Here is a 15249-nt window from a genome sequence, read left to right as displayed (position 1 = left end):
CCTTCTCGCCTAACTTTTTGTTTTAACTAGCCCATTTGTGGGGATACCTCAGGCAGCCAGCAATACTTTGCCTGATAATGCTACTTTGCCTGTAGCAACGCCTTGCCCTGTTGTTATTTTATACAAGATTCCACCCCCGAGTCCTTTTTAAACGGTTTCACTTTATCTTTACTGCGCGCAGCTTGCCAGCCACGTATTTCAAAGCATTTTTCGCAAATCACCATTAATTATTTTTGCACCCAAAACAGGAATGCGCTGTTTTAATTGATTTTTTGTAATAAAAAATAGTTGACCCCGCCCTTAAAAACTCTACATTAAGGGTAGGTTCAGTTTGTTTGGTTTTTTGTATGCCGGTTGTTAGTCCTCCCTCGAACGCTGTTGCTCAAGCTGCTCATTTATTCGACTCGCCAGATGTATACTTTCTGGTGAAGCAATTGGCCAGACAGCATAAAACGGCCGTCTGTGATGCGGAACTTGATTGGCACTCCACCACCGCCCTGGTGCATGAAGTGTATTTAAAGTTGCAGCAAAATCAGGTGGCGCTGATCCGTGATGATGAACGGCAGCTGTTACGACAACTAAGCCAGGTTTGCCGCTGCGTGATTATAGATTTGGTGCGTAAGCAGCAAGCTGAAAAACGCCAGCAGCAAGACGAGGAGCAGCCCACTGCTGCGTTGGATATGAAATTGCTGCAGCTGGATAAGGTACTGACCGAGCTCGAGCAGCATTACCCCGAACAAACCCAGGCTGCACTGTTGTATTACTTTGGCAAATTAAAGCGTGACGATATTGCTAAAGTGCAGGAAGTTTCACCTCGAACTGTCGATAACTACCTGAGTTTTATTCGCACCGCGGTGAAAGCCGAGCTATTAAGCACTTAACACCACAACCATAAAAAGAAGCCACGCTATGAACCTGTTTCAACTCTATCTAGATGCCGCCGCCTTGCCAGATGCAAACGCACAACAGCACTTTATTGAATCACTGGCACAGAAGTCCGCACAGCTGGCTGAGAAATTAAGCGCTTTATTAGCCGATAACAGCAATACCCTGCACTTAACCGATGAAATCCGCTATGCAGCCAGCCGCTTGCAGCAACTGGATATCTCTGCCGGGTTAACCGGTCAACGCTTAGGATACTGGCAACTGGACCGCATTATTGCCCATGGGGGCATGAGCACGGTGTATTTAGCCTCACGGCAGGATGGCCAGTTTGAGCAACAAGTGGCTATTAAGGTATTAAACCCACTTATATACCCTGTCACCGCTGACAGCAAAGCCTTTGCCGAGGCCAATGTAGCGGCTAGGCTGAATCATCCCGGCATTACCAAGGTATTTGATGCCGGCATCACCGACCATCAGGGCCAGCAAGCCCATTACATCGTAATGGAGTTCATTAAAGGTCAACCGCTGAACCAGTGGCTGGCAAGCACCAAGCCAAAAATGAAGCCGGTGGTTCAGCTCTTTATCGAGTTGTGCGATGCCCTGCATTACGCCCATACCCACCAGATCATTCATGCCGATGTAAAGCCGGAGAATATTCTAGTGGATGAGCACGGCAAGCCTAAGCTGATTGATTTTGGCATTGCACGTTTACAACAACAGGATGAGGCAACTCCCGTCTTTGTGCAGCATTACGTAAAAGCCTTGTCTCGCCATTATGCCAGCCCCGAGCAGCTAAAGGGTGAGCCGCTGACGACGCTGTCGGATGTTTACAGCGTGGGCAAAGTGCTGCAGCAGATGTTACGCTCAATCGACGTTAAACCAGCACAAGAGCTTGTTGCAGTTATTACCATGGCTTGTGAAATCTCTACCGAGAAACGCTACAATGCTATCTTAGCGTTACAGCAAGATTTAACTGCATTTATCACGCACAGACCACTGCAAGCCTGTAAAGGCGGTGCCTTCTATTCATTTAAAAAACTAGTACAGCGCCAACCGATACTACTGGGTTCAGTAAGTCTGTTATTTATCGCTCTGGCCGGCTTTAGCATCAGCTTGCAGCAAAAAAACCTGGCACTGGTTACCGAGCGCTCCATTGCCGAGCAAGTCAGCCAGTTTATGGTGGAAGTATTTAATGCTGCCGATCCCATGCTGTATGACGGTAACCCAATAAGCGCCGGCGAATTATTACAAGATGCCACTACCAAACTAAACGCATTACCGGTTGAAGCTGAAGTAACCCAACGCTTAAAACTGCAGTTAGCAGCAAGCTTAAGAGGCATTGGCGCGGCAGATAAAGCCTTAGCAGTACTGCAATTTAATCCCTTATCCAAATTAAAAGCCGATTTTGCATTAGAAAAAAGTATTGCGCTTATTAATGACGGCCAGGATCAGGCCGCGCTTGATGCATTAGCAACCCTGCAACCTGGCAGCATGAACGATAGGCAGCGGTTATTATACTTTTACTATTTTGGCCGCGGCTCTATTGTGTTATCGCAACATCAGCAAGCAGCAGAATCCTTACAACAGGCAGAACAACTGGCACTAAAACTTGCTGATCATACCCTCTTGCAAAACATCTATAATGGCCAAGTCTATAATTTGCAATTGCAAGGTAAAACACAAGAACAGCTGGCTATAGCGAAAAGGGCCATAGCCCAAGCAGAGCAGTCTTTAAATAGCGAAAGCAACGCCAGAGTCATGGCGTTAAATACATTACAAAGCGCCTATGCAGCGGCCGAGGATTACCATCAAGCTATGGCCGTGCTGGAGGAAATGCTGGCACTGCAGCAAAAATTGTTACCTGCGGACCACCCGGCAATCGCGTTAACTTTAAACGAATTAGGTCACAATCATAGCAGCTTGCAACAGTATCAGCAGGCTATTGACTATCATAATAAAGCGCTGGCCATTATTGAGCAGCGTTTTGGTAGCCGCCATATTGACTATATATTTGGAAATGCTTATTTGGGTAACGCTTATGCGTATTTAAAACAGTTTGAGCCTGCCATCGAAGCATACTCCCGCTCACTTCACGCCAGTGAACAATTGTATGGTGATATCAACCTAACGACGATTACTGCGCGCTCTAATTTGGCGGGCGCCTATTACGAAAGTAAGCAACCAGAAACCGCACTACCTATTATTGAACAAGCCATGGCTGATATTAAAACGCTGTATGATGACGACAGCGTACGTGTTGCATTACTTAAAATCGTTTACGCCGGCGTTCTGATCGACCTTAATCAGCAGCAAGCAGGCATTAACTTACTTGAGCAATCTCTGTTAGTGCTAGGACAAACGCTAGGCGAGAACCATATTCGTTATCAAAATGTCCAGCGCCGCTTACTGGAGTTAGCAGGTGAGGATGCAAAATCCGGCACATGACAACTGAACTGTTTGACGAAACCCAAACCACTGCCATTCACCTGATCCGTGTTTGGCAGCTATGTGATGCTGAGAACATTACAACGTGCTTAGTTGCTGAAGACTTTCGCTTGGAGCAAAGCGAAACGCTAAACCGCTTCAGCACTCTGCTTACCTTTAGTAAGTTCCAGTTGCCGGTGTGGGTGCAGCTTACCAACCAAACACAAATAGATATTGAACGCTTTGCCGCCGACGGCCTTTACCTAACCGATAGCGCGGCTAAATGGCAGCTGGCTATTGCGGTGCCTGCAGAGAGTTTTCGATTACTGCAGGCTATTGAGCAAGCGGTATTAGCCCTAACGGCTGAGCAACCTGCTGCTTATGCCAAGCGCATTATTGTGCGGCCTTATAAGGTGATATGGCAGCAGTTACTGGCCGCGAAAGCAGAGGCAGCTAACACGGGTGAAACTGAGCAGGCTGAACGGGTGCAACAGTTGGAAAAACAGCTAGAAGAGGATGCCATTCGCTGGTTGGTGAGGCCTGATTAGCCCACTAAAACCCGTTGCCATGGCTTAGCTTGACGCCTTATCGCAGCTAAGCCGCTGCAGCCTGATATTACTGCGACTTATTTCGATAGTTAAAGTAATGCAATGCCTGGCTTAGCGCTTCATATGCAGCACGACACTGCGCTTCATCACCGCCCATACTCACAGCCAGATTAAGCCCGGGCCGCTTAAGCTGCACATAATGGCCACTTTTGCCGCGCTCTAGCGTTACCTGCAGCAGCTGGCAATACGGCAGTGGCTTATAACGTAAAATACGCCCGGTGCTTTCCTGCCAGGCGTATAGCGCGCCTTTATCACCCACTAACAACATCTCGCGGCTATACAATAAGCGCATTCGCTCATACAGCCACCAGCTTGTGCACACAAAAAAGAATAGTGCTAAAGGCGTAGCAACCCAATTACTTTCAAAGTAACTCAAGGCTCCCAGTAACAAAAAAGCACAAATCAGCCAAAACACCGTGACCAGCAACACGCCAAACACGTTAAAACTAAAGTCGCGTTTTATCTCCGCTAATGGGCTACTGGCGGGCCAATACTGCATTTTGCCAAGGGGTTTACATAAGGCTTTTAACTTGGGCGAGTGGCTATATAGCTGTTGCAAGGTAGCGTAAGCCGTTTGGAGCGGCGTTTCACTCGCTGTTACGGGCTGGCCTTCCTGGCCAAGCTGAGATGGTTTTGTGAGGGGTTTTGCACCTGCTGCAGAACGTGATTTACCACCCATTATTTACTCGTCCCATGGCTTTTCGCCATACAATGGCAGCCAGTGCACAAAAAACAGATAACGGCCCAGCCAGCTTTCCCGGGCAGAAAAGCCAAATGGTGCCAGTTCATCTGCTGCAATCATCTCATATTTAGCCGGGGGCAACTGGCGCAATAACCGCGGTGTTGTACTTACCGACCCCAAATAATAAGGCGCGGGTTTCGGTTTGTCACTTTTCACCACAATAGTGGCCTCGCCTTCACGATATACATGCAGGTAGCGGTTCGCCAGCGTCGTCTTCCAAACTCTGGTCCGATCGGTAGCCGATGCCGGGCCGCTATAGGTGATGGTATCATGATAGTGAAGGGTTGTTTGATACACACCTGGTGGATAATAATACTGTAAAAACGCCGATGGCCGCAGCTCGGTCATGGTATTAAGCCCGGTTAACCACAACAGGCCGTTGCCCAGTGGCACCACCAATAATAATGCTAGCCAAAGCCCCCATATGCCTTTAACGGTCAGTAGGGAAGACCAGAGGAACCTTTGTGCACCAGGGCGCTTAGCGGGTCTGTGATGTTTTTTATCTTTCTGCTGCGATTGTGTGGCCATCCTGGCTTTCCTTAGAGCGTTTTATTGTGCTTTGCTGTTGTAGGCGGTGTGGTTACTGCCTCAGCAAGCAGCTGTGTCAGCAATTGTTCCATAGCTTCGCTTTCAATCAGCTTAGCAATACTTAGTGCAGTATCACCAAGCTCAGTGCTGGCCTGCGGGTTTAACCCTTGCTCCACCAACCAGACAATCGCTGCCGCTTGCTGCTTAGACAACGCCATAATAAACAGCTGCGCTTGCTGGTTTTCGGTCAATTCGTCCTGCTGGCTAAGCAATGGCCAAAGAGCAGCAACTTCTTCGACCATACCCCAAAACAAGCCTTTGCCAATGCGCTCAAATAGCGGCACGCTGGTGTCTTGTAAATCAGGTTTAAATGAATAAAGTTGCCAGTTTAGCTAAGTATCAGCCTCGCCCAATATCACCTCGCCGCTTTGTAACATAAAAGGAAACTGCCGCAGTGATTGGTTGGGTAAATTGGATACGGGCGCTAATAAGCGGCCCAATTTATCCCAACGGGCACTAACACAGGGGTCGAAAAAGCCATCAGCACTGATTTGCACCACACAACCATAATAAGGTGAGGTTAATTCAGTAAGCTGAACCACCGCATCTTGAGTAGACGCGTCAGCAGCTAACATCGTGTACCAACGCTGACCATGCGCTAAGGCGATAGACGGCAAGCGAGAGTCCTGCAAGTTATACGCTAAACCCTGATAACTTTGCTTATTCGGTAACCAGCTTTTATCCAATGCAGGTTGGGTTTTAAGGTTATTAAACTCTGCTGCGCTGTAATGGCACAAATAAAGTGGTAGCGGCCATTTTGGGGAGCTGGGGTTGTTAAACGCCTCCTGTGTACAAGTACCCACATCAGGCAGTGGCACAGCTGAGGTAGCAACAACTGCTGCACTTGCTTCTGTGGCGTTAACACTTGCGCCAAAGTTGATTATTGCAGTTAAGGCTGAGCTAAATAGCAATGGTATAATGCCAAATGCTTTAAAAAACACTGCCGGTTTTGCTTTACTCATCACACACCTTAGTTAACACCAACACCGCCCAAACTCCGCTACGCGACCCAAATCACTGGCCCAGTCTCCACTTTTATATGCTGGATGCTGTCGCCGCAATAGCTTCTATGGGCGCTATTGCCCAGCGCGCACTAAACGGACCATAATAGAGTCGCTCTTGCCATTTCCAGCAACATGACCTCTTTCGAAATTAACACTCCACGCACTACTGGCAAGGTCTCTGGGTGAAGACGACCAGAACCAGTTTGCAGGTGTGTTCGGGAATGTATTGATATTGATTTTCGGATTATTAGATTTTGATTTTATATACTCGTTATGTGTATTATATTCGCTGCCATGGCAATATCCTCCAGTGTCAGCAGCATCACGAGGCCTGCGCCCTGCAGGGCATTGCACCAGCGTATCCAACTCATCGACTGTCGGCACCCGCCAATCGCTATGGCCCGCATAGCTATAGCTCATGGCGGTTCTTAGTGCATCGTTCCAGGGCATTCCCATAGCCACACCGGCGCAGGTGCTGCCTGTCCATTGTTGCCCCAGGCTGCAACGCATCCAGGTAAGGTTAGTTTTGGTGTCGGTAATAGTGCCATTGCCGTTATCGCGGTAACGGCCGTCGATAAGCGTAGCTTTAGCTGCAGAGCTGGCGGGTTTGCCGGAGGTTGAAGGAGCACTTTGCGCTGTCGTGGTGCTTTGTACTTGTGTAGAACTTTGTGCACTATTAGTGCTTTGCGCGCCACCACCGGAATCAGTGGTATTTTGCGACCATAACCACCAGCCAGCCACAGCAACCACAGCAACCACAGCAACCGCGGCTATCGCCGGTACCGACCGCTGCGACTTACTCTCAGTTTTAGGATTAGCATCGGTTAAGTTAACCCCATACTGCTGTGCTAATTGCTGCACCCGTAACCGCAAATAGCCTGATTCAGCCTTGGCTTTATCCCCTTCTGCCATCGCCAAGGCTTTTGCCCAGGTTGGCGCAAAAGGCTCACCAGTTTGCATTTCTTGGTATGCCTGCTGGTACAGATCATCTTCGGTTTTAAGTGGTTGGGAATTATCACGCATATTAACAACCCAAATATTTTATAATAATAGAAAATGGCTGACGATATAATAGTTGGTGTTGATCAAACCAGCAATGCTTAGAATGAATATTTTCATTTAATTTTGAAATTCACGCACCAAGCGGACAAAACTTTTATCAAAAACATCTTTGCTAGGGTACTTCCCAATATAACCTGTTCCAAAATTTATTGCCCATCGTGAGGATAAATCCTCCTTCCCATCAGTCTCGGTAGCAAACCAGTTAAATGCATCAAAAAGATCAATGTCCGCTTCTTTGACTCTGGTTAAAAACTTGAATCGCTTATTTAAACGTGCATAATCAATAATGGCACTTTGCTCTTGGTTTAACTTTTGAGTTTCAAAGTGACTTATTACTTGTGCTAAGGTGTTCTCATCCATGTCAAAATAAATATATTCGCCATCAGGTGAAAATTGAAATTTGGTTCTATCATCGCCAACTTTAAAAGAATTTGATTCAAAATGAATATTTATTTTCTTTGGGTTGTAAGAATCGTGAGAACCATCCCAATTGAATATTGCAAACAACCCTGCTGGTTTAATCAATCCATCTTCGTCTTGCTTGCAAAACATATTATATTGGGTTACCAACAAGGTATTAGCGTTAACGTTAAAAGAAAGTGCAGATGCCAAGTAAACAGAAAAACCAGGGTTATCTTCATAGCAGAATGATTGAACGTATTTCTCAGAGGAAAGGAATTTATATTTCTCCATGGGAAAGTCCTGACCTTCCTCAGCGTATCTTATACTCGATGACCAATATGGGAACGGGTTTGTTGATGGAAACGCGACTGTATCAATTGTTGGAGTACTATGTTCTCCTCTGCACATACCCTCATGAGGTAAAATAGAGGAATCATTTTCACTTGAGCAATGAACTAAACTCTTAAGTTCTTCTATAGTCGGCAACCGCCAGCCGTCTTTACTCAGCGCAATAGCGTCATCCCAATAAAAACTAGAAGCCTCGCCTTCACACATCTCTCCGTTCCAGTGTTGCCCTACAGTACAGCGCTGCCAGGTTAAGTTGGTTAGAATATCGGTTACCGTACCATCGCCGTTATCGGCATAACGTTCAGCAATAAGCGGCTTTGGCTGCACCGCTGGCTCACAAGCGCTTAACGCCAAGGTTAGCGCGCTTAGCGATACTATTTTCACTATATTATTTACACGCATGTAAAACTCCTTTTTAACCCAGATGATACTGGCAACTCTTGGTTGCATAACTAAAAAACGTTATTTGAAAAGACCAGAAATTACAAGACACGTATTACAATGGTATTTTCGCAATTCACATTGAAAAAAATCCAAAGCCTAAAACGTAACCAGTAGCATGCAGCAAGCAATGCTGCCAACGATTCCCAAGCTGCTGCAGGTTATTCAGCGTTCTAAGCCTACACTGGCAAACCCAAATCGCTTAACCGTGTATCCAGCACAGATTGCTCAAACGACAGTCGCAAAATGGCCAGCGGTTTTAAGGCCGCAAACGCTATTTCATCTGCACGATGGACAGTGCATCCAATCACCAGACAAGGAGTTCGCCAGTCATTCGCCTCATCACGGATTTTTTTCACAAGCTCCATACCGCTTGCTGCCGGATGCGCGGTAGTGGCTTCATATTTCGCCACTACCAAGGTGGGTTTATCGCGAAGATAGCCTTGCCAGGCTTCGTCAATATCTTTGGTAGCAAACACCTGATAGCCGCGCTGCGTTAAAAAACCGGAATAAGCCACAATCAGCGGGTTAAATTGCTCATAAATCAGTGCATTCATCTGGGTGATTATTTATCGATTTGCTAAAGCCTGTTAGGTTTACTATTTCAGCTCGCAAAGCCGCTGTCTACAAAAAATTATGTATCCAGTTTTTCTGCAGCGTTCTGCAGATCTAGATCACAATTCCTGTTGGCGCAGCGGTGCTTTTTGGCCGATAATCTTGCCTTTGTTCCAGGGGATGCAGCTTGTCATAATGATGCCTCGTTGTTTTGCAGTGACATCGTGTTATCGACTGAGTAGCAGAAAAAATAACCGCACTTGATTTAAGCGTTCTCCACCAATCGCACACGAGGTCACCTGCCATGCATTCCATGACAACGCCGCTTGTCGTCTTTAGCCACGGCAAAGAAACTGGCCCCAATGGTCGTAAAATTAATACCCTGCGCGAGATAGCACATAGCGCCGGTGCACAAACCATTAGCGTGGATTACACCAGCACGATTGACCCAGCTTTACGGGTGCAACTGCTGCTAGACACTGTGTTACCTGCACATCACGGCTTAATTTTAGTCGGCTCCAGCATGGGCGGCTATGTTAGCACCGTAGCCAGCCGCACACTTGAACCCGATGCCTTACTGTTAATGGCTCCGGCATTTGGCCTTAAGGATTACCCTGAGCCTTACCCTGCGCCTTCGGCTGACAGCATCGCCGCAGTACATGGTTGGCATGACGAGGTTGTGCCGGTAGAGAATGCGATCCATTGGGCAAAGCTGTCTCAGGCTAAGTTGGTGCTGGTCGATGATGATCATTCTTTGCACAAAGAAGTTGCTACTGTAGGGGAGTTACTTATTAAGATGATTGCGCAGATAAAAGCAGGCTAATTGGTTTGAGATTGGCTGAGCGTATTGACCGCTTTGGATTTTAAAGCGGTCATTGGGGTTTGCAAATGGAAATGTCTGCAATTGGCACAGAGCGGACTCTACGATTGTGGCTGCCTATTCGAAGAGGGTAACTCTTCGTTTTTTTGGAGTGGCTAGCCAGCTAGTTCTACTCTTTATGGCAACTGGATTCCTTTCGGAAACTCGGTCTGCTGCCATAACTCCTGCCAAAGCTGTGTTGTGTCATGCCAATTGCCCTGAACAATCCAATTGGCCAGCGCTTCAGCAACCTTGGGGTAATGCACCTGGCCGGGGCTTTTGCTTTGTAGCCACTGAATAATGGTTTGGGCGTGTAGCACAGGCATGGCGGTTGCCAGACCAAGCCGGCGCAGGGTTTCGACATTGCTTTGTTGCTCAAACTGGCCTTGCAGAGGTTTTAGCAGCAGCTTTTTACCCAGAGATAAGGCCTCGGATGGCAACTCAAAGCCACCGTTGGCAATCACGCCTTCACAACGCTGCAAATGACGCTGAAAGTTTTGATGCGACAGCGGGTGCAGGCTGATGTTGTCAGCAATTTCATGCTCTTTTTGTTCCGGGTGATAACAGACGAAACGTTGGGTTTTAATGCGCTGCAGCAGGGTACGGATTTGTTGCAGCTGCTCAAACGGCAGGTACACCAGCACATAGGGCTCGTTATCGCTTGATTGCACATCGAGTTGATGCACGATAGGCGGCAATATCGGCTGATCAAAATGGTACCAGTGTAAACCAATGGCATGTTGAACCGGCGCGAAGTACTGCATCACCAGTCGATCCAAGCCTGACATGCCGACTTTAGGGACCTGATGACGAAACGCACTCTGGTGGCTGATACCTACAGAAGGGACTTTTTGCCTGCGGGCTGCCCAAGCGCTCACTGGCTCAAAGTCATTAATCACCAGGTCGTAGCCGGATAAATCCAAGGCTTTAATATCGCGCCAAAGCTGAAGTGGGTGGTTATTCAGGGCGGTTTTGATGGGACGAATACGTCCTTGCTCGGTGATAAAGGTTAACCCTTTGCGCGTTTGATAGTCGCCAAAATCGTCCATTGAAAAGTACTGCTCGGCAGCGCGGCCAGAAAACAAGTAATCCACCTGTACTGCTTGTTTTTTCAGCGCCTGCGCCATGGCTCTGGCGCGGGCAATATGGCCATTGCCGGTTCCCTGTACACCATAAAGTAGTTTCATAGCATTCCTAAGTTAGTATGGACAGAGCGATATGAGCGCAGGTTATGCCTAATAGGGCCCCTATCAACACATCGGTCATGAAGTGCACCCCCAGCAAAATGCGTGATAAACCAATCAGAGTGGCCCAACACACCGCCAGCAGATAAAACTCCGGATAAAACTGGCCTATGAGCGTAGCCATTAAAAAGGCGGCTGCCGTATGACCGGATGGTAAGCTGTAGCGGTCACTGGGCGTAATAAAGCAGGTTAAAAACTCACACAGTTCTTTTGGCCGACGACGGCGAAAACTATTTTTAGCCAACCAATAGATGGGCAGGTGAATGCTGAAGGCCAGCAAGCCAGCTTGCAGTAAGCGGGAGCTATCCAGCCACCAGCTAAGCAGGCCTAGCAATAAGTAAAGATGACCATCACCCGTACGGGAAATCACTTTGCTGATGCCGGCAACCTGATGGTTGAAACGATGGCGTAAGCAAAACAATGAAAACGCTAAATCCAATTCTGCTATGGGTTGTATGGCTCGCATCTGAGATCCTCCATTGAGCACACAGCACAGAATGTAGTTTTAGCTTACTGCCCTGATATGACAGCAATATGACATCCGAGGAGGAGGTGAACCTGCTAACTGGCAGATGTTTGTTGCAGTTGGTTTCTGCCTTTCGCTTTGGCTTGATACAGAGCTTGATCAGCGTTTAGCATCAAGGTATCGGCATTATCATAACCACTAAAACCGCAAACACCGATGGATACTGTGGTGCTCATCTGTGGCGCATCGTAGCGACTAGCCAGTTGCTCGGTGTTTTTACGAAGTTTTTCCAGCACAGCAGCGGCAGCATCAACCGTGGTGTGTGGCAATATGGCCAGAAACTCTTCACCACCAATGCGGCCAATCACATCGCTGGCACGCAGTTGTTGCTGGCACTCTGTGGCAAAGTCGCGTAATAACTGGTCGCCTGTAGTATGACCAAACTGATCGTTGATTTGTTTAAAGTGGTCGAGATCAAGCATTGCAATGCTAAGCGGGTACTGGTGGCGGCTGGCAAGGCGCAGTTGCTGCTGCAGCAGTTTCAGCGTGTAATGCCGGTTTGGCAGTGAGGTCAGGCTGTCAAAGTGAGCCAGATGATGCAGGCGTTTGCGTTGCCACCAAATTCGTGCCAGCAGAAACAGCAACAGCAAGCTTCCTGCGATGGCTCCGAACAGCAGCACAGTTAGCAATCGCTGATGTTTTGCCTGGCTGTTGAGCAGGCTGTGTTGCAGCTCCAGCTCTTTTTGCAGCAGTTCGTTTTCCAGCTTGCGGCTATCGAGTTCGTACTGAGCTCGAAGCTGATGCAACAATTGGGTACTCTCTTCCCGTTGCAGCTCTGCCAGACGTTGGCTAGATGCCTTCAGCAGCTGGTAGGCTTGATCAGCTTGACCACTCTGGCTTAGCCATTCAGCTTGTAAGCGTTGTACCTCAGCGTGCTGAATTGGCATGTGCTCAGGGTTGGCATAGGCCATGGCCTGTTGCAAATAATTTGCCGCAGCAGCTAACTCGTTACTCTGCAGTGCAATGCGACCCAGTTGCAGCTGTGTATCCAGCAGCATGTAACGATTATTGGCTTCTTCAAAACTCGCGAGCGCCTGTAGCAGTAACTGTTTAGCTTGGTTCGGTTCCTGTTGGCGCAAGGCGATTGCAGCCAGTTCTTTTTGAGCATAGGCAACGCCCTGATCGTCTCCGGCTGATTCGGCCAATTGCAGTGATAGTTGCAGCTTGCGAGCACCGGTAGCAAGGTCCCCCAACTGGCTGTGGGCTTTCCCCAGGCCATACAAAGCAATGCTCACTTCGACCGGACTGTTTTGCTGCTGATGAAAAGCCACTGCTTCTTCGAAGTATGGAATCGCAAGCGCATGCTCACGACGGTATTCATACACCAGGGCGATGTAGCCAGCAATATGGCCTTTGCTTAACAGTGCATCGTCGGTGGGAGCTTGTTGGTAGGCTTGCAAAAAATCGTGCAGTGCTTCGACATAATTGACCAGACTTAATTGCAAAGAGCCGCGAACCACCAAAGCCTGTAAGAAGAGTGGTTGATGTTGTTGTTGTGCCGCGTATTGCAAAGCAGCTTCCGCCGCGGTCATGCCTTCTGAAGGTGTGCCGGCCAAATCAAACGCGAAGGCCCGTACCAGTTGCAGGCTATGATACAGCCAGGGCTGCTCCGTGGCATTGATCAATGCCAGCGCCTGAGCGGTGCTCTCAAGTGCCTGCTCAGGATAAACCAGCAGCGTCTGAAGTTGAGCCTGGATATAAAGCAGTTGTGCCTGGCGTAACGGCTCAGCAGCTGTGCCAAGTTGAATTTCAATCTGCTGCAGAGCGGTGGCTGGTTGTTGCTGGCTTTGGATATAAAGCCCTTTGAGCTCTGGCTCCAGCGCGTTCAGAGCTGTAGCCGAAACCTGGTTGGTCAGCGCAAGCAAGGCTAAACAGAAGAGGAAAAAGTACCAGCGGCCAACTAACATAGGGTTCTCATCGCAGTCAAATAAGCGCTTTATCATAACAACGGTAACTGGGTTGCACAATTTTTCAGCGCTATATCAGTAAATTAAGAATTAGCAGCCGACAGTATTTTTTATGGCTGGCACTGGTCAATGGCTGCAGAGTCGGTAAAATAGAACGCTTTGATGCACGACTTAAGTGATCGCATGACGCAAACAGAACAAGACCCGTTTTTTGATATCCGGCCTTATCACGACCAGGAGGTTGCCGGTGCCATTGCTGATCTGATTGCTGATCAGGAATTCATTAAGGCTATTTTGCACTACCGGTTTCCGCATTTATCCGGCCCCTTTGGCTGGTTGTTGTCGCCGCTGGTGAAAGCCGCATTGAAGCGCAAATGGTCCAGCCTGATTAGTGTAAGGGATGTGCAGCTGCAGGTTGCGGCTTATATGAAAAAAACCATGGCCAATACCACCACTGATTTTAGTTATTCAGGGGTTGAGCGGCTGAAAAAAGATCAGGCTTATTTGTTTATTTCCAATCACCGCGACATTGCGATGGATCCTGCCATCGTCAACTGGTGTTTGCATAAGTACGGCATGAACACAGCCCGCATCGCCATTGGCGATAATTTGCTGAAAAAAGATTGCGTTACTACGCTGATGCGACTGAACAAAAGTTTTATTGTTCGCCGCTCAGCGAAAGGGCCGCGTGAGATGTTAAAAGCCCTGGGTCAGTTGTCGGCTTACATCCACCATTCGCTTGGAACTGAAAAGCAATCCATCTGGATTGCGCAGCGAGAAGGTCGTGCCAAAGACGGCAATGATTATACTGATGCGGCCATGCTGAAAATGTTGTACATCGAAGGCCGCAAGCAAGGCTTGAGCTTTGCTGAGGATATAGGCCAATTGCATATAGTACCGGTGACCATCAGTTATGAATTGGATCCATGCGATAAAGCCAAGGTACGCGAGCTGGTGCAAAAGCAGACCCAAGGGCATTACCAAAAAGGCGAATTTGAAGACATCGACAGCATCATCCAGGGCATTACCGGTATGAAAGGACGGGTGCATGTGGCTTTTGGCGAGATGGTGCAACCTAATGTTGATTCAGCCGATGAGCTGGCTGCGGCGCTGGATGCAGAAATTTACCGCAACTACCGTTTATTCCCAATCAACTATCTGGCCGCAGGGGTAGAGCATGACAGCATTACCGCTGAAGACCGGGCTTTGTGGCAAGCCAAACTGGCGGAGCATAGTGAGGCTGAGCAGCACTGGTTAAAAACCATGTATGGTGCGCCGGTATTTAAGCTGAAGCAGCAGGCAGAGCAAGACGCGCCAACGCAGTAAGTGTTTTGTGCGAGCGTTGGCCCAAAAGGAGGCGCTTGCACAAAAATGCAGGCAATAAAAAAGGACACCGTGGTGTCCTTTTTTGTCGAAGTCAGTCAGCTTTACAGCGGAGTAACGTTCGCAGCTTGTGGACCTTTCTGGCCTTGCTCGATTTCGAAAGAAACGCGCTGGCCTTCGGTCAGAGTTTTGTAACCGTCGCTCATGATTGCACGGTAATGAACGAATGCATCAGCACCACCGTTATCTGGAGTGATGAATCCAAAACCTTTGTCCGCGTTGAACCATTTAACGATACCAGTTGATTTAGACATGTGATGTCTCCTGAAAA

General features: G+C 48.2%; 16 protein-coding genes. 5 read left to right on the top strand and 11 right to left on the bottom strand.

Features of this window, described 5'->3' with window-relative positions; all coding sequences use genetic code 11:
- The first annotated feature begins 347 nt into the window (after positions 1–347).
- Genes JJU14_RS14590 through JJU14_RS14580 form a run of 3 tightly spaced genes read left to right on the top strand, consistent with a single transcriptional unit; the run spans position 348 to position 3857 of the window.
- On the top strand, positions 348–881 hold the full coding sequence (locus JJU14_RS14590; RefSeq protein WP_228614457.1) for an ECF-type sigma factor: 534 nt from the start codon (positions 348–350) through the stop codon (positions 879–881).
- 28 nt (positions 882–909) lie between these two features.
- Positions 910–3330 (top strand): serine/threonine-protein kinase, encoded by a 2421-nt coding sequence (locus JJU14_RS14585; protein ID WP_228614456.1) that lies wholly within the window; start codon positions 910–912, stop codon positions 3328–3330.
- The gene (locus tag JJU14_RS14580; RefSeq protein WP_228614455.1) at positions 3327–3857 is read left to right on the top strand and encodes a hypothetical protein; all 531 of its coding nucleotides are present in this window, start codon (positions 3327–3329) and stop codon (positions 3855–3857) included. The genes JJU14_RS14585 and JJU14_RS14580 overlap by 4 nt, the downstream gene beginning before the upstream one ends.
- A 67-nt stretch (positions 3858–3924) precedes the next feature.
- Here the strand turns inward: JJU14_RS14580 and JJU14_RS14575 are convergent, their stop codons facing one another.
- From JJU14_RS14575 to JJU14_RS14545, 7 genes are all read right to left on the bottom strand, one after another.
- A complete protein-coding gene (locus JJU14_RS14575) occupies positions 3925–4416 on the bottom strand; it encodes a hypothetical protein (RefSeq protein WP_228614453.1) in 492 nt (163 codons plus the stop codon).
- Positions 4417–4599: 183 nt separating this feature from the next.
- Entirely contained in the window at positions 4600–5187 is a 588-nt protein-coding gene (locus JJU14_RS14570) for a hypothetical protein (protein ID WP_228614451.1), read from the bottom strand.
- An 11-nt stretch (positions 5188–5198) separates the two neighbouring features.
- On the bottom strand, positions 5199–5531 hold the full coding sequence (locus JJU14_RS14565) for a hypothetical protein (RefSeq protein WP_228614449.1): 333 nt from the start codon (positions 5529–5531) through the stop codon (positions 5199–5201).
- Positions 5532–5579: 48 nt separating this feature from the next.
- Positions 5580–6209 (bottom strand): hypothetical protein, encoded by a 630-nt coding sequence (locus tag JJU14_RS14560; protein ID WP_228614448.1) that lies wholly within the window; start codon positions 6207–6209, stop codon positions 5580–5582.
- Positions 6210–6323: 114 nt separating this feature from the next.
- Positions 6324–7274 carry a DUF1566 domain-containing protein gene (locus tag JJU14_RS14555; protein WP_228614446.1) on the bottom strand — a complete coding sequence of 317 codons (951 nt, stop codon included), beginning with the start codon at positions 7272–7274 and terminating at the stop codon, positions 6324–6326.
- 96 nt (positions 7275–7370) lie between these two features.
- Positions 7371–8465, bottom strand: coding sequence for a DUF1566 domain-containing protein (locus JJU14_RS14550; RefSeq protein WP_228614445.1), 1095 nt, complete (start codon positions 8463–8465; stop codon positions 7371–7373).
- Positions 8466–8683: 218 nt separating this feature from the next.
- Positions 8684–9061, bottom strand: coding sequence for a hypothetical protein (locus tag JJU14_RS14545; RefSeq protein ID WP_228614443.1), 378 nt, complete (start codon positions 9059–9061; stop codon positions 8684–8686).
- A gap of 302 nt (positions 9062–9363) precedes the next feature.
- On the opposite strand from JJU14_RS14545, the gene JJU14_RS14540 reads away from it, so the two are divergent.
- Entirely contained in the window at positions 9364–9882 is a 519-nt protein-coding gene (locus JJU14_RS14540) for an alpha/beta hydrolase (protein ID WP_228614442.1), read from the top strand.
- Positions 9883–10055: 173 nt separating this feature from the next.
- Here JJU14_RS14540 and JJU14_RS14535 read toward each other — a convergent pair whose 3' ends face one another.
- The 3 genes from JJU14_RS14535 to JJU14_RS14525 form a co-directional block, all read right to left on the bottom strand.
- Positions 10056–11105, bottom strand: coding sequence for an MJ1255/VC2487 family glycosyltransferase (locus JJU14_RS14535; RefSeq protein ID WP_228614440.1), 1050 nt, complete (start codon positions 11103–11105; stop codon positions 10056–10058).
- Between the two features lie 7 nt (positions 11106–11112).
- The gene (locus tag JJU14_RS14530) at positions 11113–11628 is read right to left on the bottom strand and encodes a phosphatase PAP2 family protein (RefSeq protein WP_228614438.1); all 516 of its coding nucleotides are present in this window, start codon (positions 11626–11628) and stop codon (positions 11113–11115) included.
- A gap of 95 nt (positions 11629–11723) precedes the next feature.
- Positions 11724–13595, bottom strand: a complete 1872-nt coding sequence (locus tag JJU14_RS14525) for a diguanylate cyclase (protein ID WP_228614436.1) — start codon at positions 13593–13595, stop codon at positions 11724–11726.
- 183 nt (positions 13596–13778) lie between these two features.
- Here JJU14_RS14525 and JJU14_RS14520 point away from each other — a divergent pair, with 183 nt between their 5' ends.
- Entirely contained in the window at positions 13779–14921 is a 1143-nt protein-coding gene (locus JJU14_RS14520) for a 1-acyl-sn-glycerol-3-phosphate acyltransferase (protein ID WP_228614458.1), read from the top strand.
- 101 nt (positions 14922–15022) lie between these two features.
- Here JJU14_RS14520 and JJU14_RS14515 read toward each other — a convergent pair whose 3' ends face one another.
- A complete protein-coding gene (locus JJU14_RS14515) occupies positions 15023–15232 on the bottom strand; it encodes a cold-shock protein (protein WP_091340618.1) in 210 nt (69 codons plus the stop codon).
- Positions 15233–15249 lie beyond the last annotated feature (17 nt).

The organism is Alkalimonas sp. (assembly GCF_020831925.1).
Taxonomy (GTDB): Bacteria; Pseudomonadota; Gammaproteobacteria; order Enterobacterales; family Alteromonadaceae; genus Alkalimonas.
This window is presented reverse-complemented; position numbering and strand designations above follow the sequence as displayed.